Annotated in this window: 16 protein-coding genes; 6 read left to right on the top strand and 10 right to left on the bottom strand. The window is 73.2% G+C overall.

Annotated elements, in window-relative coordinates; translation table 11 throughout:
- Positions 1-72: 72 nt before the first annotated feature.
- On the bottom strand, positions 73-717 hold the full coding sequence (locus ACH4MY_RS24190; protein ID WP_398005808.1) for a hypothetical protein: 645 nt from the start codon (positions 715-717) through the stop codon (positions 73-75).
- Between the two features lie 59 nt (positions 718-776).
- The gene (locus tag ACH4MY_RS24185; RefSeq protein ID WP_398005807.1) at positions 777-1,730 is read right to left on the bottom strand and encodes a GntR family transcriptional regulator; all 954 of its coding nucleotides are present in this window, start codon (positions 1,728-1,730) and stop codon (positions 777-779) included.
- A 194-nt stretch (positions 1,731-1,924) separates the two neighbouring features.
- Between ACH4MY_RS24185 and ACH4MY_RS24180 the strand changes: the two genes are divergently transcribed.
- On the top strand, positions 1,925-2,791 hold the full coding sequence (locus ACH4MY_RS24180; protein ID WP_398005806.1) for a (2Fe-2S)-binding protein: 867 nt from the start codon (positions 1,925-1,927) through the stop codon (positions 2,789-2,791).
- A gap of 204 nt (positions 2,792-2,995) precedes the next feature.
- Positions 2,996-4,114, top strand: a complete 1,119-nt coding sequence (locus tag ACH4MY_RS24175; protein ID WP_398005805.1) for a DUF2637 domain-containing protein — start codon at positions 2,996-2,998, stop codon at positions 4,112-4,114.
- Between the two features lie 39 nt (positions 4,115-4,153).
- On the opposite strand, the gene ACH4MY_RS24170 is transcribed toward ACH4MY_RS24175, so the two are convergent.
- From ACH4MY_RS24170 to ACH4MY_RS24155, 4 genes are all read right to left on the bottom strand, one after another.
- Positions 4,154-4,603, bottom strand: coding sequence for an ATP-binding protein (locus ACH4MY_RS24170; RefSeq protein WP_398005804.1), 450 nt, complete (start codon positions 4,601-4,603; stop codon positions 4,154-4,156).
- 25 nt (positions 4,604-4,628) lie between these two features.
- On the bottom strand, positions 4,629-6,371 hold the full coding sequence (locus tag ACH4MY_RS24165) for a pyruvate dehydrogenase (protein ID WP_398005803.1): 1,743 nt from the start codon (positions 6,369-6,371) through the stop codon (positions 4,629-4,631).
- 27 nt (positions 6,372-6,398) lie between these two features.
- Positions 6,399-8,039, bottom strand: coding sequence for a protein phosphatase 2C domain-containing protein (locus ACH4MY_RS24160; RefSeq protein ID WP_398005802.1), 1,641 nt, complete (start codon positions 8,037-8,039; stop codon positions 6,399-6,401).
- Between the two features lie 123 nt (positions 8,040-8,162).
- Positions 8,163-11,924, bottom strand: coding sequence for a S8 family peptidase (locus tag ACH4MY_RS24155; RefSeq protein ID WP_398005801.1), 3,762 nt, complete (start codon positions 11,922-11,924; stop codon positions 8,163-8,165).
- Positions 11,925-12,156: 232 nt separating this feature from the next.
- On the opposite strand from ACH4MY_RS24155, the gene ACH4MY_RS24150 reads away from it, so the two are divergent.
- The 3 genes from ACH4MY_RS24150 to ACH4MY_RS24140 all read left to right on the top strand — a co-directional run bounded on the left by ACH4MY_RS24150 (position 12,157) and on the right by ACH4MY_RS24140 (position 14,243).
- Positions 12,157-13,140, top strand: a complete 984-nt coding sequence (locus ACH4MY_RS24150; protein ID WP_398005800.1) for a helix-turn-helix domain-containing protein — start codon at positions 12,157-12,159, stop codon at positions 13,138-13,140.
- Positions 13,141-13,229: 89 nt separating this feature from the next.
- The gene (locus ACH4MY_RS24145; protein WP_398005799.1) at positions 13,230-13,712 is read left to right on the top strand and encodes a DUF456 domain-containing protein; all 483 of its coding nucleotides are present in this window, start codon (positions 13,230-13,232) and stop codon (positions 13,710-13,712) included.
- A gap of 111 nt (positions 13,713-13,823) precedes the next feature.
- Positions 13,824-14,243 carry a PPOX class F420-dependent oxidoreductase gene (locus ACH4MY_RS24140; RefSeq protein ID WP_398005798.1) on the top strand — a complete coding sequence of 140 codons (420 nt, stop codon included), beginning with the start codon at positions 13,824-13,826 and terminating at the stop codon, positions 14,241-14,243.
- Here the strand turns inward: ACH4MY_RS24140 and ACH4MY_RS24135 are convergent.
- Both ACH4MY_RS24135 and rsgA read right to left on the bottom strand, forming a co-directional pair.
- Entirely contained in the window at positions 14,207-15,574 is a 1,368-nt protein-coding gene (locus ACH4MY_RS24135) for a DNA-3-methyladenine glycosylase 2 family protein (RefSeq protein WP_398005837.1), read from the bottom strand. The genes ACH4MY_RS24140 and ACH4MY_RS24135 overlap by 37 nt on opposite strands.
- A gap of 115 nt (positions 15,575-15,689) precedes the next feature.
- Positions 15,690-16,811, bottom strand: coding sequence for a ribosome small subunit-dependent GTPase A (gene rsgA / locus ACH4MY_RS24130; protein WP_398005797.1), 1,122 nt, complete (start codon positions 16,809-16,811; stop codon positions 15,690-15,692).
- 408 nt (positions 16,812-17,219) lie between these two features.
- On the opposite strand from rsgA, the gene ACH4MY_RS24125 reads away from it, so the two are divergent.
- A complete protein-coding gene (locus tag ACH4MY_RS24125; RefSeq protein ID WP_398005796.1) occupies positions 17,220-17,630 on the top strand; it encodes a VOC family protein in 411 nt (136 codons plus the stop codon).
- Here the strand turns inward: ACH4MY_RS24125 and ACH4MY_RS24120 are convergent.
- Both ACH4MY_RS24120 and ACH4MY_RS24115 read right to left on the bottom strand, forming a co-directional pair.
- On the bottom strand, positions 17,558-18,304 hold the full coding sequence (locus ACH4MY_RS24120; protein WP_398005795.1) for a helix-turn-helix domain-containing protein: 747 nt from the start codon (positions 18,302-18,304) through the stop codon (positions 17,558-17,560). The genes ACH4MY_RS24125 and ACH4MY_RS24120 overlap by 73 nt on opposite strands.
- Positions 18,305-18,332: 28 nt before the next feature.
- Positions 18,333-19,457 (bottom strand): YihY/virulence factor BrkB family protein, encoded by a 1,125-nt coding sequence (locus ACH4MY_RS24115; protein WP_398005794.1) that lies wholly within the window; start codon positions 19,455-19,457, stop codon positions 18,333-18,335.
- Positions 19,458-19,464 lie beyond the last annotated feature (7 nt).

Below are 19,464 nucleotides of genomic sequence, written 5' to 3'. Positions count from 1 at the left end.
CGTCCCGGGCCCCGGGGACCGCCCGGTCGGCGGAGGCGGTCTTCGGGAGCTTCGGCGAGCGGCCCGGGCGGGTCAGAGGTCGGGGTTGCCGCCCGCCGCGACGAGCTTGAGCCGGCCGACCTGGACCTGGGCGCCGCGCTCCGCCCATTCGCGCCCCCAGTGGAGGGTGCTCACATAGGAGACCACCGTGCCGACGCGCAGGTAGACACCGACGAACTCGCCCCGCTCGAAGGCGTAGGTCTCGTCGGCCCCGGCCTCCACCTTCACCGGCTCGAAGGGGCCGGACGTACCGTCCGACGCCTTCCTCTCCTTCTCCACCGCCTTCAGTACGGCGGTCGCCTCCTGCTCCGTGCCGAAGGTGTAGAGCGTGAAGGTGGCGCCCGTCTCCGACGAGGAGCCGCTCAGGACCAGGTCCTTGATGCTCGCACCCGTCACTCCGGGGCAGTCCACGTCGAGCCTGTCGGCACAGAACTTCACGGCCTCGGCCGCCGGGACCGCTTCGGGGTCGTCGCCGGTGTACGTGCCGTCGGTGAACTCGGACGACACCGGCAGGGCGTTGATCAGTCCGGTCGCGTCCAGCGAGGCCGGCACGTCCTCCTTGCCGTCCGTGGTTCCCGTGACCGCGTCGGTCCCCGTGGCAGCGCCGCCGCCTCCGCATCCCGTGAGCGCGATCACCAGAGCCGCCCCGACAGCGATCCCCCGTACACCCGTCCTCATCCCGACTCCCCGTGTGGCGTGACCGATTGACATGATCATCAACCCTAGCGGGGCGGAGTTCAGGCGTTCGCGCCGGTGAAGTGTTCGCGGACGAGGGCTTCGACGACCGGGAGGTCCTGGGCGATCAGGGCGTCGAGCAGGGCGGTGTGCTCGGCCGCGTCGGCGACGAGCACACCGTGGCGGACGACGGGCGCGCTGATCAGGGGCCACTGGGAGCGACGGTGGAGATCGTCGGCGACGGCGAGCAGTTGCTGGTTGCCCGCGAGGGAGAGGACGGCCCGGTGGAAGGCCCGGTCGGCCTCGGCGTAGTGGGCACGGTCGCCCCGGGCGGCGGCGTTCGAGGTCGCCTCGGCGAGCGGGCGGAGCTCGGCCCAGCGGGCCGCCGGGACCGTGCGGGCGAGCCGGAGCATGACGGGGACCTCGATGAGCGCGCGGACCTCGGCGAGTTCGGCGAGTTCGCGCGGGGTGCGCTCGGTGACGCGGAAGCCCCGGTTCGGCACGACCTCGACGGCGCCCTCGACGGCGAGGCGCTGCATGGCCTCGCGGACGGGGGTGGCCGAGACGCCGAAGCGCTCTCCGAGGGCGGGGGCGGAGTACACCTCGCCGGGGACGAGCTCGCCGCCGACGAGGGCGGTACGGAGGGCGTCGAGGATCTGACCGCGGACGGAGTGCCGCACGACGCGGGAGGCCGGGGCGGCGGGTTCGCCGTGGGTGTGCTCGCCCCGGGTGTCCTCGGCCCGGGTGTCCTCGGCCCGGGTGTCCTCGGCCCGGCGGGCCGGGCCGGTGGGGGTGCCGGTCCCGGGGTGAGTGCCGGTGCCGGGGTCCGGCTCGGCGCCCTGGGTCCCGTGGGAGCGGCGGACCGGATCGCCGGCGTGGGTGCGGGCTCCGGCGGTGGCTTCGGGGGTCCGCGAGGGCTGCCCCGCGGCTCGGGCCTGCTCCGGGACGCGGGCGGCGTCGCCGAAGGGCGGGGACGGCCTCTCCGTCGCCCGCTCCCACGTTGCGCCCTGCTCCACCCGGGTCCTCCTGCGGCTTCGTGCCGGGCCCGGCTCGCGTCGCCCGGGTCCTCTGTGCACCATAGGCGAACGGACCGACATCAGAGGTGCCGGGGCCGCCCCGCCGGTGGGCGGCGCCGGGCCGGTGGTGAGAGACGACCCCGAATCGGGTAAGGTAAGGCTAACCTGCCAATGCTCGCGATTCGGTGGTCCGCATGACCGTCCCCGCCCTGTTGCCCGCCCTCCCGACCTCACCCGTCGCGGCCTCGTACGCCCGGCTCGCCGAGGTCTTCCCCCATCTGCGGATAGAGGAACACGTCCCGGGCGAGCGACTGCCGCGCGGCGCGGGCTGGGTCGGCGCGGACGAACTCGCGGCCGGCGGCCCCGACCTCGACGCCTTCCTCGCCTGGGACAACGCGCAGGTGCTGCGCGACTACGGCACCCAGGCCCGCCCCGACGTCGTCGCCGGCTTCGGACTGCACCGGTACGCCTGGCCCGCCTGCCTCCTCGTCACCGTCCCCTGGTTCCTCGACCGCAGGGTGCCCCGGCTGCCCGCCGCCAACGTGTCCTTCCAGCGCGCGCTCGGACGGATGGCCGTCCGCGTCGAGGAGTTCGCCTGCCTGCCGGGCGACCCCGCCGCCGCACTGCCCGGCGCGCGGGTCGTCGCCGACGAGGACGCCCTGCGGGCCGAGGTGCGCGCCTCCCTCGCCGAGCACTTCGAGGCGGTCCTCGACGGCTTCGGCTCCCGGATGCGGCGCGGCCGCCGCGCCCTGTGGGGCATGGCCACGGACGAGATCGTCGAGGGCCTCTGGTACATCGGCGCCCTGCTCGGCGAGGAACGGCGGGCGATGGACGAGCTCGATCTCCTCATGCCGGGCACCGCCAAGCCGTACAAGCCGTACGCCGGCGCCGCGGGCTTCCGCGAACTGCCCGGCACCGAGGGTCCTGACGGGGCCCCGCGCGCCACGCGCGACCGGGCGACCTGCTGCTTCTTCTACACGCTGCGCCCCGAGGACACCTGCATCACCTGCCCGCGCACCTGCGACGCCGAGCGCGTTCGCCGCCTCGCCGCGGCCGCCTGAGGCACCCGAGTGGTTACGCCACCCGGACGGGTGGCGTAAATCGAACTCAACCCTCTTTCCCTGTATGGGTGTTCGACCAGATCGCACCTATTCGTATGCCGTGGCGACCCGATGGCGTGCTCTTGCCCGGAAACACCTTGAGCGCCCCGCGGGGTCGGCCAGTATGGGCCGCCAAACGCCCTACTGCGATGCAAGGGACACCGCATGAGACTGACCGACATATCGCTGGACTGGCTGCTTCCGGGCGGCGTGATGGTGGCCGGAGTCCTGACGGCGGTGGCGGTGCTCGCGCGCGGGAAGCGCGCCGGTGACCAGGCCGCGGCCGAGGACTCCTGGGAACGCAGCGAGGAGCGCCGCAGACGGAAGGAAGCCGTCTACGGCACCGCTTCCTACGTCCTCCTCTTCTGTTGTGCCGCGGTCGCCGCGGCGCTCTCCTTCCACGGTCTCGTCGGCTTCGGCCGGCAGAACCTCAACCTCACCGGGGGCTGGGAGTACCTCGTCCCCTTCGGCCTCGACGGCGCCGCCATGTTCTGTTCGGTGCTCGCGGTCCGCGAGGCCAGCCACGGCGACGCGGCCCTCGGCTCGCGCCTGCTCGTCTGGCTGTTCGCGGGCGCGGCTGCCTGGTTCAACTGGGTGCACGCGCCGCGCGGCCTGGGCCACGACGGCGCCCCGCAGTTCTTCGCGGGCATGTCCCTCTCGGCGGCGGTCCTCTTCGACCGGGCGCTCAAGCAGACCCGCAGGGCCGCGCTGCGCGAGCAGGGCCTGGTGCCCCGCCCGCTGCCGCAGATCCGGATCGTCCGGTGGATGCGGGCGCCCAGGGAGACCTTCGCCGCCTGGTCGCTGATGCTTCTGGAGGGCGTACGGACCCTGGACGAGGCCGTCGACGAGGTGCGCGAGGACCGGCGGGAGAAGGAGCAGAACCGCATCCGGCGGCGCGACCAGGTCAAGCTCGACCGGGCGCGGCTCAAGGCGATCAACCGCCAGCACCGGGCGTTCGGCAGGGGCGGCGGGCGGCAGGTCGAGATGGCCGCGCTCAACGCCACGCCGGGTTCCGGTACGGGCCCGGGTCCGGGGTCCGGCACCGGTTCGGGTTCCGGTTCCGCCACGGCGTCCGTACAGGCCGCCGTAGCGGAACCCGCCATAGCGGATCCTGGACAACTGCCGCTTCGACCCCGGCCATCCCTCCAAGCCGTCAGGGGCCGTGACACCTCCACGGGCGACTCCCGGACGGTGGACCTCACCGCGGAGGACGACACCCAGACGCTGCCCCGTCTCGACTCCCTCGAGCGCAAGCTCAAGGATCTGGAGCAGCAGTTCGGCTGAGCAACCGCTCCGTCCACCGCACACCGGCGGGGCCGCCTCTCAGGCGGCCCCGCCGTCCAGTTCGAACCACACCACCTTGCCCAGCCCGTGGTCCTCGACCCCCCAGGAGTCGGCCAGGGCCTCGACGAGGATCAGCCCCCGCCCGTGCGTACCGTCGTCGGCGGGCGGTACGTGCGGTGGCGCGAGACCGGAGACGAAGTCACGGACCTCGACCCTCAGCTGCGCGGGCACGACCGTCGCGGTGACGACCGCCCCGTGCTCGGTGTGGATCAGGGCATTGGTCACCAGCTCGCTGGTGAGCAGCTCCGCCACGTCGGAGGCGCCCGGCCCGCCCCACTTCCGCAGCAGTTCGCGCAAGGCATGTCGCACCTTTGGCACCGCGGTGAGATCCGCGCATCCCACCTTTCTGAGCAGTTGAGTCGGCTGTCCTGCCTCCCCGGCCATAACCCCCACCCACAGATCGCGTCGAACAGGCTCACGGGGATGCATGCCCCGCCAAAACGCCCGCACTCCCTCAGAGTCGGGGCACGTTGCGCAGATTGGAACGGGCCATCTGCACCATTCGGCCCACACCGCCGTCCAGGACGATCTTGCTGGCGGAGAGCGCGAAGCCGGTCACCATGTCGGCGCTGATCTTCGGCGGGATGGAGAGCGCGTTGGGGTCGGTGACGACGTCCACCAGGACCGGGCCCTTGTGCTTGAAGGCCTCCTTGAGCGCGCCGGTGAGCTGCTTGGGCTTCTCCACCCGGATGCCGTGGGCCCCGGCGGCGCGGGCGATGGCCGCGAAGTCCGGGTTCTTGTTCGTCGTTCCGTACGAGGGAAGTCCGGAGACCAGCATCTCCAGTTCGACCATGCCGAGCGAGGAGTTGTTGAACACGATCACCTTCACGGGCAGGTCGTACTGCACGAGGGTGAGGAAGTCGCCCATCAGCATGGAGAAGCCGCCGTCGCCGGAGAGCGACACGACCTGCCGGTTCCGGTCGGTGAACTGCGCTCCGATGGCCTGCGGCAGCGCGTTCGCCATCGAGCCGTGGCTGAACGAACCGATGATCCTGCGCCGCCCGTTGGGGCTGAGGTAGCGGGCCGCCCATACGTTGCACATACCGGTGTCCACGGTGAACACGGCGTCGTCGTCGGCCAGATCGTCGATCACGGAGGCGACGTACTCGGGGTGGATCGGGACGTGCTTCTCGACCTTGCGGGTGTACGCCTTGACGACGCCTTCGAGCGCGTCGGCGTGCTTCTTCAGCATCTTGTCGAGGAAGCGGCGGTCCTGCTTGGCGCGGACGCGCGGGACCACACAGCGCAGGGTCTCCCGGACGTCGCCCCAGACGGCGAGGTCGAGCCGGGAGCGGCGGCCGAGGTGCTCGGGCCGTACGTCCACCTGCACGATCCTGACGTCGTCGGGCAGGAAGGCGTTGTACGGGAAGTCGGTGCCGAGCAGGATCAGCAGATCGCACTCGTGGGTGGCCTCGTAGGCGGCGCCGTATCCGAGCAGTCCGCTCATGCCGACGTCGTACGGGTTGTCGTACTGGATCCACTCCTTGCCGCGCAGGGCGTGGCCGACCGGTGCCTTGATCCGCTCGGCGAACTGCATCACCTCGGCGTGCGCCCCGGCCGTGCCGCTGCCGCAGAAGAGGGTCACCCGGTCGGCCTCGTCGATCATCCGGACCAGGGCGTCGATCTCGGTGTCGCCCGGGCGGACGGTCGGCCGTGAGGTGACCAGCGCGGTCTCCGCCGCCTTCTCCGGGGCCGGCTGGGAGGCGACGTCGCCGGGCAGCGCGACCACACTGACGCCGCCGCGGCCGACGGCGTGCTGGATCGCCGTGTGGAGCAGCCGGGGCATCTGCTTCGGGCTGGAGATGAGTTCGCTGTAGTGGCTGCACTCGCGGAACAGCTGGTCGGGGTGGGTCTCCTGGAAGTAGCCCAGGCCGATCTCGCTGGACGGGATGTGCGAGGCGAGGGCCAGGACCGGGGCCATCGAACGGTGGGCGTCGTAGAGACCGTTGATGAGGTGCAGGTTCCCCGGCCCGCAGGAGCCGGCGCAGGCGGCGAGCCCGCCGGTGATCTGCGCCTCGGCGCCGGCGGCGAAGGCCGCGACCTCCTCGTGCCGCACCTGGATCCAGTCGAGGGACTTGGTGCGGCGGATCGCGTCGACGACGGGGTTCAGGCTGTCACCGACGACGCCGTACAGGCGCCGGACTCCCGCGCGCACGAGGATGTCGACGAACTGTTCCGCCACGTTCTGTTTGGCCATGGCTCCATCAACACATGACCCGGGGGGTTACGCCTCCCAGACGCCCACCCCCGTGCGGTCGTCGGCGTAACCGGTCACCCTCAGCTGGGTGTCGGCGAGGAACGCGGCCAGTCCGGGCGCCTCGGCGTCGCCCCAGCGGGCGGCGAGCTCGCGGGCGAGGGCGGGTTCGCCGCGCATCGGCTCGGCGAGGCCGGGCGAGGCGAGGAGCAGGGTGTCGCCGGGGCGGGCGACCGAGGCACGGAAGCGGAACGGCTCGGCGGGCGGCGGTACGGGCTCCTCGACGAGCGGCCCGGGAGCGGTCGTGATCCCGAGGTCCATGGTGAGCCGGTCGCCCTCCTCGGTCTCGGAGGCGGCCGCCTCGCGGGGCGGCGAGCCGAAGCCCGGGACGGGGGCGCCGGTGACGGCGGCCTGTTCCGGCAGCAGGGGTTCGATGTCCTGCCAGGAGCCGTCCCGGAGCCGGAAGAGACCGCCGCCGCCGATGCCGAAGAAGACCCGGGTCCGGCACTCGGGGTCGGCGGGGACGAGCAGACAGCGGAGGGTCGCGGTGTACTCGTCGGAGGCGAGGCCCCGTTCGGCCGCGCGGGCCCTGAGCTTGCCGTACGTGCGGTCGGTGAGGCGGTGCAGTCCCGACTTGAGGTCGCCGCGGCGGCCGGACCTGATGTCCTCGGAGAGCCGGGAGTGGCTGCGGCAGACGGCCTCGGCGATCCACTGGCAGGCGTCGGAGGCGGCGAGGTGGGCGTCCTCGGCGGCGCGGGACCCGGCGGCGACGGCGACGAGGACGAGCGCGGTCTCGTCGTGGCCGAAGCGGGCGGTGAGCAGGGCGTCGCGGCGGGGCTCGCCCCGGTAGCGGGCGGAGTCCCCGCGTACGGAGGCGGCCCGCAGGGTGCAGGTGCCGTAGCGGGCTCCGTCGAGCACGGTGTCGGAGACGAGTTCGCCGAGCTCTCCGGGACGGGCGACGGGCAGCGCGGTCGGCTCCGGCTCGTAGGTGGGCGGCCGGCTCCCGACGTGACCGGTCCGGGGCCGGGGCACGGACACCTCGACGGTGAGGTCGTGGTCGGGTCCGGTACCGGCCTCGTCCTCGTCCTCGGCCCCGTCCACGAGCCAGGTCTCCGGCGCCGCCCGCTCCGGCCCCGGGGGCGGCTGCACCTGGACGGTGGGCGCCTCGACGGGAGGGGCGACCGGCGGAGGCGGGACGGAGAACGTCCGAGGGCCCTCCGGGGGCGTCTCCCAGGGTGCCGCGCCGGGCGGGCGGGGTACGGGCGGCGGTGCGGCCGGCCGGGCAGGGGCCGCCGGCACGGGCGGCGGTCCGGGGGCCGTACCGCTCACCGGCGCGGGGGGCGCACTCGGTGCGCTCGGTGCGCTCGGTGCGCTCGGCGCGCTCGGCGCGCTCGGTGCGCTCGGTGCGCTCGGCGCGCTCGGTGCGCTCGGCGCGCTCGGTGCGCTCGGCGCGGGAGGCCCCGGCGGAGGTCCGGGTGCACGCGCCGGGCCCGGCGATGGGGCGACCGTGGACCGCGGGCCCGCCGGAGGCGGTGGCGGCGGGCCGGTCGTGGCCCGTGCCGCCGTCGTGAAGTGGTCGTCGAGGGTGTCACCCGACGCCGTCGGGGCCGTGTCCGGCGCCGACTCGTCGTAGAGCTTGTCCCACCAGTTGTCGTCCCCCTGCTGAGTCATGCCCTTATTGTCCACCGCTCAGGGCGTCCGAAAACGGGACATCAGGAAAACCGTTGCTGCAAATGGGTGGTCCGCCGGGCGGCCCCACCCCCCACGGGAAGGACGCCCGGCGGACCGGCGTGATCAGCGCACGTCGTAGGCGCGGACCACGGTCTGGGTGACGGAGTTGCCGTTGGCGTCCGTCAGTTCGGTCTTCAGGGTGACCGGCTTGCCGCCCGCGCCCGTGTGGTTCACGGTCGCGGTCCACGTACCGCCCTGCTGAGAGACCCGCGCTTCGGTCCAGGTCGTACCCCCGTCGTAGGAGTACGAGAGCTTCGCCGAGGTGAGCGCTGCGGGGGTGTAGCCCGCGTGACCCGTCGCGGTGAGGCCGATGTGCTGGCCGTCGGTCGCGGCGAGGGTCTTGAGTCCGTCCTCCGGAAGGTCGTACCGGGGGAAGAGAATCGGGATGCCCTGAGAATAGACGCTCTCGTCAAGCTTGGAGGTGAATTCCCACACCGAGTTGACGGAAGTGGAGCGGGCCCACACCTTGCTGCCGATCTTCGTGGTGTTCTGTTCGAGGGTGTACGTCCCGGCTTCGGCCGGTACCTCGAAGACTCCGAACGGCCAGCCGGTCCGCCCGAGGAGCTCGCCGTCGCGGCGGAGGATGAGGTTGCCGATGTCCCCGAAGGAGCCGGGCTCGGCGTGGTGGGTGCTGTCGCCCCACATGGCGTTCGCGAAGCCGATCAGGTTGCCCTGGCGTTCGGAGACGAGGACCGGCCTGCCCTCGGCGTCGCGCGGGGCGGTGGGGGCGAGGACGTCGTCGTACCAGCTCTCGGTGCGCTTCTCGCCCGCCTTGTAGGTGTGCGGGGCGCCGATCATCAGCTCGCCGAACGGGAAGCTGCTGCCGGCCATCTCGGCCCAGGCGGTGTCGCCGGTCGTGTAGTACTCGGTGCGGCTGCCGGGGGCCGGGACGGTCTCCAGGGAGCCGAAGGAGACACGGGTGCCGTTGGGGCGGGAGGCGTCGACGAAGTACATGAAGTCGGTGGCGATGCCGGCCGATCCGAAGCGTGCCTCCTTGCGGCCGAGGCGGTCGTCCCGGACGCGGTAGGTCCTGTCGTCGCGGACGGAGCCGGACTCGGGGAAGGCCAGGCTGAACGAGTACGGGCTCTTCGCGGTGGCCTTCCAGGCGAGGGTCACCTGGCCGGCCGCCAGCTTGCCGCGGAGGGCCGTCGCCTCGCCGGACGGGAGGGAGAGGACGGGCAGACCGAAACCGGTGAACGAGCCGCTGGGGTACCAGCGTTCGGGCGTCGAGTGGTGGACGATCACGGCGACGGCGCCGGCGGCCTTGGCGTCCCGGGCGAGCGCGCCCGCGTTGGTGGAGTCGTCGGGCAGCCGGACGAGGGCGATACGGCCCTGGACTCCGGCGGCCGCGAGCTCCGCCGGGGTGCCGGTTCCGGCGTCGACGAGCCGGGCGGAGGCGGCGCCGTCGAGGTTGTCGGAGCCGGTGGAGGCGGTGAGCGGGTGCAGGGTCAGGCCGTCGGCGGTGCGCAGCGAGCTGATCTGCGGGGCCGCGGCGCGCCAGTAGCTGCCGAACTCGAAGTCGCCCTCGTCGGCGGCGCCTTCGACCGAGGCGTAGTAGTTCCGGATGGTGCGCGGCGCCGCGGCGGTGCCGGCGTGCATCCAGTAGTCGCCCCAGGAGCGGGCGAACGCGAGGGTGGCACCACGGGTTTCGGAGGGCTTCTCGGTCGCGACCGAGAGCCTGTGGGCCTTGCGGGCGTCGAGGACGACCGTGGTGTCCTTCTTCAGCTCCAGCTGCGGGCGGCCGAGGTAGCTGAGCGAGTCGTTCAGCCTGGCGCCCTCCCCGGCGTCGGGGGTGGTGACGAAGGAGGACAGGAAGTAGCTGCCGGGGCGCAGGCGGTAGACCTGGTCGGCGGCCCCCTCGTTGAAGCGGCGCTCGCCGCCGGCGTCGTCCGTGCCGATGACGTCGAGGGAGGAGGCGCCGGAGGCCGACTCACCCTGACGGTCGATCAGCTTGACGCGGAGGGTGACGGTCTCGGGCTCGACGTAGAGCGAGAACGGAGTGGAGACGTGGACGCCGCCCTTGCCGGTGGCGATCACGCGGCCGGTGACGTCGCCGTACTGGGCGCGGTCAAGGCGGGCCGTGGGGTCGAGCTCCAGCGGCACCTGGACGGTGGCGCCGGCGGGTACGGTGACGGTGCGCTTGCCGAGTCTGGCGACCGAACTCCGCACAGTGGAACCGTCGTTGCCGGTGACCTTCTCGACGGCCAGGTTCAGGGTGACCGCGGCGCCGGAGGTGTTGGTGTACGGGACGGAGACCGTGGTGCGGTCGGTCCTGTCCTGCGGCCAGTTGTAAGTGCCGCCCTGGACGGCGGGGGCGCCGAGGACCGTCTGGTCGAGCGCGGCCTTGACGTCGAGGCGGCCGCCGCCGACCTCGCGGACGTCGCCGGGGACGGAGCTCTCGGCGGAGGCGACGAGCGCGGCCTTGACCTGCTGGGCGGTCCAGTCGGGGTGGCGCTGCTTGACGATGGCGGCGGCGCCCGCGACGTGCGGGGTGGCCATCGACGTACCGGACATGGACTGGTAGGCGTACACGCCCCGGCCGCCGGCCGCGGCGGCGGAGATGCCGACGCCGGGCGCCGCTATCTCGGGCTTCAGGGTGTGGTTGACGATCGTCGGGCCGCGGCTGGAGAAGTAGGCGGTGGAGTCGTCGCGGTCGGTGGCGCCGACGGTGAGCACACTGGGCGCGCAGCCGGGCGAGGAGACCGTGTTGAGGGTCGGGCCGGAGTTGCCGGCGGCGATGACGAACAGCGTGCCCTTGTTCTGGGCGAGTTCCTCGGCCGCGATGCTCATCGGGTCGGTGCAGTCGGTGGGGACGGGGCTGCCGAGGCTCATCGAGACGACGTCGGCGCCCTGCGCGACGGCCCATTCCATGCCCGCGATGATCCAGGAGGCGGCGCCGGAGCCGGCGTCGTTGAGGACCTTGCCGTTGAGGAGGGCCGCGCCGGGCGCGACGCCCTTCTTCTTGCCGCCGCTCGCGGCGCCGGAGCCGCCGACGGTGGAGATGGTGTGGGTGCCGTGGCCCTGGCGGTCGTCGGTGGTCTCGGAGTCGGTGAAGTTCTCCGACGCGGTGACCCGGCCCTTGAGGTCGGGGTGCTCGACGTCGGCGCCGGTGTCGAGGACGGCGACCTTGGTGCCGGTGCCGTCGTAGCCGGCGGCCCAGGCCTCGGGGGCGTGGATCTGCTTCGTCGAGCGCTCCAGGGTGGCCTGGACCTTGCGGTCGAGCCAGAGCTTCCTGATCCCGGAGGCGGAGCGGGCGGCGGGGGCGTCGAGCTCGGCCCAGAAGGTGGCGGCCTGCTTCTTCTCCGCCTTGAGGGCGACGCCGTCGACGGTCCTGAGGACCTGGCCGCGCCGGGAGCCGCGCGGGGCTGCGGGGACGGAGCGGGTCAGGTCGGAGCCGTAGACCGCGATGAGGGGCAGCGTGGTGGTGGCGTCGTCGTCGTAGCCCTGGCGGACGAGCCCGGTGACGTTGAAGAGCTCCTCGTCGACGCGTCCGGCGGCGAGCGCGGCGGTGGCGGCCTCGGGGTAGACGTACAGGTCCTGGCCGGAGCGGCGGGTCTGGATCAGGGGGACGGTTCCGTCCGCGCCCGGCAGGGCGGTGGCTGCCGGGTTGCCGTCGGCGTCGCGGGTGACCACGACACGGTCTCCGGTGACGAGGGTCACCGTGACCGGACGGTCGCCGGCGCGGGCCGAGGCCTCACTGCCTACCAGCGGTCGCTTGCCGGCCGTGTCGTCCTGCGGCTCATTCGCCATGGACGGCGCGACCGCGGTGACGGCCAGGACGACGGCGGTCGCCGCCCCCAGGGCCGTACGCGAAATCGGGCGCATCGCTCTCCCCATCTGATTCCGGAAAAAAGGCATAAGACACCCGTCTCCGGAGGCTGTTGGTGCTGCGGTGGCGCCACATTGGCAGAGGTGAGAGCGGTACAGGGATGATGGGCAAGGCGGGAATACGCCGTGGCCGTTTCCCGCCAGGTCACCAACGGAACGAATGCCTCCGGTGAACGTCCCGGGAAGATCCGGGACGCCCGCCGCAGGTAGGGCGAGGGGTGGGGCATCCATGCTGGGAGCGATAGGACTCGACGAGCGCCAGGAGTCCGCGTACCGCGCGCTCGTCGCGCTGGGCGCGGCCGAGGTGACCGACCTCGCGCACCGGCTGGCGCTGCCCGAACGGGACACCGAGCGGGCGCTGCGCCGCCTGGAAGCGCAGGGGCTCGCCGCGCAGTCCTCGGCCAGGACCGGCCGGTGGGTGGCGGCCCCGCCCGGGGTGGCCCTGGGCGCGCTGCTGACCCAGCAGCGCCACGAGCTGGAGCAGGCGGAGCTGGCGGCCGCGCTGCTCGCCGAGGAGTACCGGGCGGAGGCCGCGGAGGCGGCCGTGCACGACCTGGTGGAGGTGGTGACCGGCGCGAGCGCCGTCACCCACCGCTTCCTCCAGCTCCAGCTGGGCGCGCAGGAGGAGGTCTGCGCCCTGGTGACGGGCAAGCCGATCGCGGTCTCGGGCCTGGAGAACGACGCGGAGGAGCAGGCCGCCGGGCGGGGCGTGCGCTACCGGGTGGTGATCGAGCGCGAGGTGCTGACCCTGCCGTCCGGGCTGCTGGAACTGTCGGCGGCGCTCGGCCGTGAGGAGCGGATCCGGGTCGCCGACCGGGTCCCGACGAAGCTGGTGGTCGCCGACGGCAATCTGGCGATGGTGCCGCTGACCGGGCGGGGCGTGGAGCCGGCGGCGATCGTCGTGCACGCGAGCGGGCTCCTCGAATCGCTGATGGGCCTCTTCGAGTCGGTGTGGCGGGAGGCGCTGCCGCTGAGACTCGGGGCGGGCGCGCAGGTCACCGAGGACGAGGCGCCCGGTCCCGACGTCATGGACCTGGAGATCCTCTCGCTGCTGCTCGCGGGGATGACGGACGCGAGCGTGGCCAAGCAGCTGGACCTGGGTCTGCGGACGGTGCAGCGGCGGGTGAAGGGCCTGATGGAGCTGACCGGGGTGACGACCCGGCTGCAGCTGGGCTGGCACGCGTACGAGAAGGGCTGGGTGGCGCGCGGCTGAGCCCGCGTCCGTGCCCGCACCTCCTCGCCCGGCCCCCGTATGCACTGTGCGACCTGCGCGGACGTCGTTTGTGGGGGACCCTGGGCAGCGTGGGTGTGTGGCAGCTCCTGATGGTCGCGACGGTGATGCTGCTCGGCCTGTTCGGGGTGCTGACCCCGGGCGTGCCGGGGACGTGGCTGGTGTGGGCGGCGATGCTCTGGTGGTCCCTGCACGAGCGGACCGACCTCGCCTGGATCCTGCTGGCCTGTACCACCGGCCTGCTGCTGCTCACCCAGGTGGTCGTCTGGCAGCTTCCGCCCCGCCGCTTCCGGGGCGTGGGCATCACCCGGCGGATGGTGACGTACGCCGGTCTCGGCGCGCTCCTGGGCTTCGTCCTGATCCCGGTGCTGGGCGCGATTCCCGGCTTCGTGGGCGGGATCTACCTCTCGGAGCGGCTCCGGCTCGGCGGCCACGGCCAGGCCAGGGCGGCGACCCGCACGGTGATGCGGGCCGCGGGCACGAGCGTCCTCGTCGAGCTCTTCTCCTGCCTGCTGATCGTGGGGGCGTGGGCGGGCGCGGTGCTCTGGGGCTGAAGGATCCGGAGCCGGCCGGCGCCCGCGGGCGCGAGTCCTAGGCCCCTGGAGGGAGACGGACTACATCCCGCTGCCGATCCGCCGGGGCGGCCGCGGCGCGATGCTGGATCCATGAGGGAATTCGAGGGCTTCAGCGAGGCGGAACGCGCCTATCTCACGGACGGCCCGCGGCTGGGCCGGATGGCCACGGTCGACCCGTCCGGTCAGCCGCAGGCCAATCCGGTCGGCTTCTTCCCGCAGGAGGACGGCACCGTCCTGGTGGGAGGTCTGGCGATGGGCCGTACGAAGAAGTGGCGCAACCTGCGGGAGAACCCGAAGGTGGCGCTGGTCGTCGACGACCTCGCGAGCGTCCGCCCCTGGCGGGTGCGGGGCGTCGAGATCCGCGGCGAGGCGGAGCTCCTCGTCGGTCCGCACGATCTGGGCGCGCACTTCAGCGAGGAGGTCATCCGGATCCGTCCGCGGCGGATCCACAGCTGGGGCCTCGAGGACGCCCCTCAGGCGGCCGGGGAGAGCGGGGCCGCCCCCAGGTAGCGCGCGGCGTACGAGCGCCAGGGGCGCCACTCCTCCGCGTCGGGCCCGCCCGCCGGGCGCACGTCCGGGTCTCCGAGGGCCCTCATCCGGATCAGGGCGGCGTCCCCGGCACCCACGCCGGGGACGGCGAGCAGCGCCCGCTCGGCCTCGTCGCGGTCGGCGCCCGGGCCGAGGCCGACCTCGCCGGCGGCGAGCGCGCGGGCGAGGGGGCCCACGACGGGGTGGCCGGTCAGGGCTTGGGGACCGGGGAAGACATGGGTGAGGCTGCCGCAGGCGGTGGCCAGTGGGGTGCCGTGCTCCTCGACGACCCGGGCGGCCTCCTCCGCGCCGAGGAGCGTCCGCAGCGCGAACTCCTCGGGGTCGGCCGTCCCCGGTGACCGTACGCCGGGCCGGGCGGCCACCTCGGCGGCGAGCCCGGGGGCGGCCCCGAGGCGCTCGGCGACCGCGTAGGGGTCGGCGTCCAGGTCGAAGAGGCGCCGCAGGCGGTGCACGGCGGTGGTCAGGTCACGGAGCTCGGTGAGGTGGATCCGCGCGTCCAGCCAGCGCCCGGCGGACCGCTCGTCGACGGAGACGACGCCGGTGCCGTACGGGAGCCGGAGGGTACGCCGGTAGGTGCGGGCGCCGGGGCTCCCGACGACCTCCTCCACCCGGGGCACGGCCTCGGCCGCGAGCAGGTCGAAGACCTCGCCGGCCGCGTACGGGCCCCGGTGGGCGAGCCGCAGCGGGACCCCGGCGGCGAGCGCCGTACGGGCTCCCGCGCCGCTGCCCGCCTCGGCGCGCAGGGCGGTGGGCGTACGGGCGTAGACGGCGCGGATCGTCTCGTTGAACTGGCGGACGCTGGCGAAGCCCGCGGCGAAGGCGATCTCGGTCACCGGCAGTCCGGTGGTCTGGAGCAGCAGCCGCGCGGTGTGCGCCCGCTGGGCGCGGGCGAGCGCGACGGGCCCGGCGCCGAGCTCCGCGGTGAGCTGGCGCTGCACCTGCCGGGTGCTGTAGCCGAGACGTCCGGCGAGGCCGGGCACGCCTTCGCGGTCGACGACGCCGTCGCCGATCATCCGCATGGCGCGGCCGACGACATCGGCCCGTACGTCCCAGGCGGCGGAGCCGGGCACGGCGTCCGGGCGGCAGCGGCGGCAGGCCCGGAAGCCGTGGCCCTGGGCGGCGGCGGCCGTCGGGAAGAACGCGACGTTCTGCCGTTTGGGGGTGACGGCGGGGCAGCTGGGGCGGCAGTAGATGCCGGTGGTGCGGACGGCGAAGAAGAACTCTCCGTCGAACCGCGCGTCCCTGCTGCTGACCGCCTCGTAGCGGGTGTCGTCGTCCTTCACGTGTTCCAGTGTGCGACGGCCGACGACCTCCGGCTCGCGGTTTTCGGACACGGCGTTGCGGGAGCGGGGAGGGGCGCCCGGCCGACGCGCCTCCCCGGTGCACCCGCACCCGCACCCGCACCCGTCAGCGGACGCGCCCGCGCTTCATCTCCATGGCGTGGCGGCCCTCGGCACCCTTGCGCTTCCAGTCCTTCAGGATCTCGCTGCGCACGCGGGCGTCGGTCTTGGCCACGATCCGCTGGTTCTCGCGGATCAGCTTGCGGTAGCTCTCCAGGCGGCGCACCGGCAGCGAACCGTCCTCGATCGCGGCGGCCACCGCGCAGCCGGGCTCCGACTCGTGGGCGCAGTCGTGGAAGCGGCAGTCACCGGCCAGTTCCTCGATCTCCGAGAAGACCTGGCCGACGCCGGTCTCCGCGTCCCAGAGGCCGACTCCTCGCAGTCCGGGGGTGTCGATGAGGACGCCCCCGGTCGGGAGGACGAAGAGGTTGCGGGTGGTGGTGGTGTGACGACCCTTGCCGTCGATGTCACGGGCGGCCCGGACATCCATGACGTCCTCGCCGACGAGGGCGTTGGCGAGGGTCGACTTCCCGGCCCCGGAGACGCCGAGCAGCACGGTCGTACCGCCCGCGACCACCGCGGACAGCACGTCGAGCCCCTCCCCCGTGGCCGAGCTCAGGGGCACGACCTGGACGCCGGGGGCGACCGTCTCGACGTCCTCGACGAGGTAGGACAGCCCGACGGGGTCGGGCACGAGGTCGGCCTTGCTGAGGACGACGGTCGGCTGGGCACCGGACTCCCAGGCCAGGGCGAGGAAGCGCTCGATGCGGCCGAGGTCGAGCTCGACGGCGAGCGAGACGGTGATGACGGCGTGGTCGACGTTGGCCGCGAGGATCTGGCCCTCGGACCGCTTGGACGAGGTGGACCGCGCGAAGGCCGTACGGCGCGGCAGGCACGCCCGTACGTAGCGCGGGTCGCCGGCCTCCTCGGGATCGATGGCGGCCCAGTCGCCGGTGCAGATGACCCGGAGCGGGTCGTGCGGGGTCACGAACGCCGTGTCGGCGCGCACGATCCCGTCGGCGGTGGCGACGTCGCACTTACCGCGGTCGACCCGGATCACCCGGCCGGGGACGAGCCCCTGGGCGACGTACGGAGCGAAGGACTCGGCCCAGCCGGAGTCCCAGCCGTGGGCGTCGAGCGAGGAGGAGGCGGAGAAGGAAGAAGTGACGTGGGAAAGCGGGAAAGACAAGGGGGACCCTTCACAGGGGTGGCCCCGGCGCTGTGTGTCGGAACGGTGAGGTCAGCCGGTGGCCACGGAGGTGGTGTGGATGAACTTCTGCGTGAGGGCAAGGCCCGTCGTGATGACAGCCATCGGTCACACCTCCTGTGCGTCTTTTCGCGCGATCTCGTCACGATCGCGCGGTCGCGATCGTGTACGGGAGAGACCGTAGCCGGAACGCACCGGCACGCGCCACAGGTTTTATTCAGGCCATCGCGGGCCCCTTTTCGGGCCACTGCGAGCAGGGCCGACAGGACGGCACCGGAACGGGGCCTGGGAGAGGGGCCGGGACGGGAGCCAGGGACGGGGGCGCACCGTTCGGGTTGCGCGTCCGATTCGTACAAGACCCGTCGGGCGCCCCGTGCCTACCGTGCTCGCATGAACACAGCACCCCGCCTCGACCTCATCGGCGTCGTGGTCTCAGACATGGCCGCCTCGCTCGCCTTCTACCGCCGTCTCGGCCTGGACATCCCGGACGGGGCCGAGTCCGCCCCGCACGTGGAGGCCGCGCTGCCCGGCGGGCTGCGGATCGCCTGGGACACGGAGGACGTCGTGCGTTCCTTCGATCCCGGATGGCGGCGGCCCGAGGGCGGCAACCGGATCGAGCTCGCCTTCCGGTGCGACGCGCCGGAGGCCGTGGACGCGGCGTACGACGAGCTGGTGGCCGCCGGGTACCGGGGGCATCTGAAGCCCTGGGACGCGGTCTGGGGACAGCGTTACGCCGTGGTCCTCGATCCGGACGGTTCGGGCGTCTCGCTGTTCGCCGACTCCGCCGCGGCCGCCACGTAGGCGCCGAGCGTCGTCCCGGCCAGCGCCCTGGTCTCGCGTGCGAGATGGGCCTGGTCGGCACAGCCCGCACGGAGGGCGGCCTCGGCGTACGGCACCCCGGCCAGGACCAGGGCGAGCGCGCGCTGGAGCCGCAGGACGCGGGCGAGGGTCTTGGGGCCGTAGCCGAAGGCCTCCAGGGAGCGCCGGTGCAGCTGCCGGGCGCCGAGCCCGACGGCCTCGGCCGTCTCGGCGACCGCCCGGCCCGCCGCGAGGCGCGCCGCCACGGCCCGGAGCAGGGGATCGGGCGCGGGGGCCGCGGCCGCCCGGAGCCGTACGAACGTGTCAAGGGCGGTGGCCGGGTCGGGGGTCTCGGTGATCCGTTCGCCGAGCCGTCGCGCCTCGGCCTCGCCCCACAGCGCGCCGAGGGCGACCCGCCGGTCGCGGAGTTCATGGGCCGGTACGCCGAGGAAGCCGGGCGCGTCCCCGGGGGCGAAGCGGATGCCCGCGTACCGTTCGGCGGTCTCCGTCGGCACGTACGCGTGCGTGTCGGGTCCGGCGACGAGGAGGTGTCCGTCGGCCCAGATCAGATCCATGCAGCCGTCGGGCAGGACCGGCCGGGGGCCCTCCGTGGCGGGGCCGGCGGTCCGGGTCCACAGGACGGCTCCGTCGAGCAGGGCGGGGCGTTCCTCGTACACACGTCAAAACTAGACCCCCGCCGGGTGGTCAGTCCTTCTCCCAGCCGGAGTGGAGGCGGGCCTTCACGTCGTCCGGCGGCAGGAACCTGGACCAGCGCTCGGGGAACTCGGAGGGCATGTCCGGGTCGTCCTCGTCGACGTCCTCCGCCTCGGCCCGCACCCGGGCGACGAGTTCCGCCGCCTGGACGGCGCGGGCCCGCTCGTTGGCCTCGCGGGCCGCTGCGGTGGCGACGGAGGGCCAGACGCGGTCGATGGCGGCGTTCACGGCGGCGCCGACCAGGACGGCGAAGGCCGAGATGCCGATCCACAGGAGGACGGCGATGGGGGCGGCGAGGGAGCCGTAGATCGTCGGGCCCTCGACCTGGCTGGTGAGGTAGATGCGCAGCAGGAAACTGCCGAGGACCCACATCCCGAGGGCGACGAGGGCGCCGGGGATGTCCTCGATCCAGGGCGATCTGACGGGCACGGACACGTGGTAGAGCGTGGTCAGGAAGGCGATGGAGAGCAGGATGACGGCCGGCCAGTAGAGGACGGAGACGACCTCCGTTCCCCAGGGGACGAGTTCGACCACCCGGTCGGGGCCGACGACCGCGAGCGGCAGCACCACGGCTCCGATGATCAGGGCCACGATGTAGAGCAGGAAGGCGAGGAGCCGGGTCTTCACGATGCCGCGGTGGCCGTCGAGTCCGTACATGACGGTGATGGTGTCGATGAAGACGTTCACCGCGCGCGAGCCGGACCAGAGGGCGATGGCGAACCCGAGGGAGATCAGGTCGGGCCGTTTGCCCTGGGTGACGTCGTCCAGGATCGGTTTGGCGATGTCGTCGACGCCCCGGTCGGAGAGAACCGTTCCGGCGGCGCGGAGGATGTTCTCCTGGATGCTCGCGACCGTGTCGGTGTTGGTCCAGTCGTCCGCGTAGCCGAGGAGGGCGATCAGCCCGAGGAGCAGCGGCGGCAGCGACAGCAGCGTGAAGAACGCGGCCTCGGCCGCGAGCCCGAGGATCCGGTACTCGATGCACGAGTTGACGGTGTCCTTGAGGAGCAGCCAGACCATCTTCCGCTTCGAGACGTTGCGGTAGAGGACGCGCGCGCGGTGGAGCCTGCTCCAGGGCCGCCGCTCGGGCCGTTCGGGTGTTTCGCTTGCTGCCTGCACCTGCTTA

Source organism: Streptomyces sp. NPDC017246 (assembly GCF_044331325.1).
In the GTDB taxonomy this organism is placed as follows: Bacteria; Actinomycetota; Actinomycetes; order Streptomycetales; family Streptomycetaceae; genus Streptomyces.
Note: the sequence above shows the minus strand (reverse complement) of the source record. Positions and strands in the feature narration are given on the sequence as shown.

Coding starts and splice junctions, on each gene's coding strand:
- ACH4MY_RS24190 (WP_398005808.1), bottom strand. CDS start 717: ATGAGGACGGGTGTACGGGGGATCGCTGTCGGGGCGGCTCTGGTGATC.
- ACH4MY_RS24180 (WP_398005806.1), top strand. CDS start 1,925: ATGACCGTCCCCGCCCTGTTGCCCGCCCTCCCGACCTCACCCGTCGCG.
- ACH4MY_RS24175 (WP_398005805.1), top strand. CDS start 2,996: ATGAGACTGACCGACATATCGCTGGACTGGCTGCTTCCGGGCGGCGTG.
- ACH4MY_RS24170 (WP_398005804.1), bottom strand. CDS start 4,603: ATGCATCCCCGTGAGCCTGTTCGACGCGATCTGTGGGTGGGGGTTATG.
- ACH4MY_RS24165 (WP_398005803.1), bottom strand. CDS start 6,371: ATGGCCAAACAGAACGTGGCGGAACAGTTCGTCGACATCCTCGTGCGC.
- ACH4MY_RS24160 (WP_398005802.1), bottom strand. CDS start 8,039: ATGACTCAGCAGGGGGACGACAACTGGTGGGACAAGCTCTACGACGAG.
- ACH4MY_RS24155 (WP_398005801.1), bottom strand. CDS start 11,924: ATGCGCCCGATTTCGCGTACGGCCCTGGGGGCGGCGACCGCCGTCGTC.
- ACH4MY_RS24150 (WP_398005800.1), top strand. CDS start 12,157: ATGCTGGGAGCGATAGGACTCGACGAGCGCCAGGAGTCCGCGTACCGC.
- ACH4MY_RS24140 (WP_398005798.1), top strand. CDS start 13,824: ATGAGGGAATTCGAGGGCTTCAGCGAGGCGGAACGCGCCTATCTCACG.
- ACH4MY_RS24125 (WP_398005796.1), top strand. CDS start 17,220: ATGAACACAGCACCCCGCCTCGACCTCATCGGCGTCGTGGTCTCAGAC.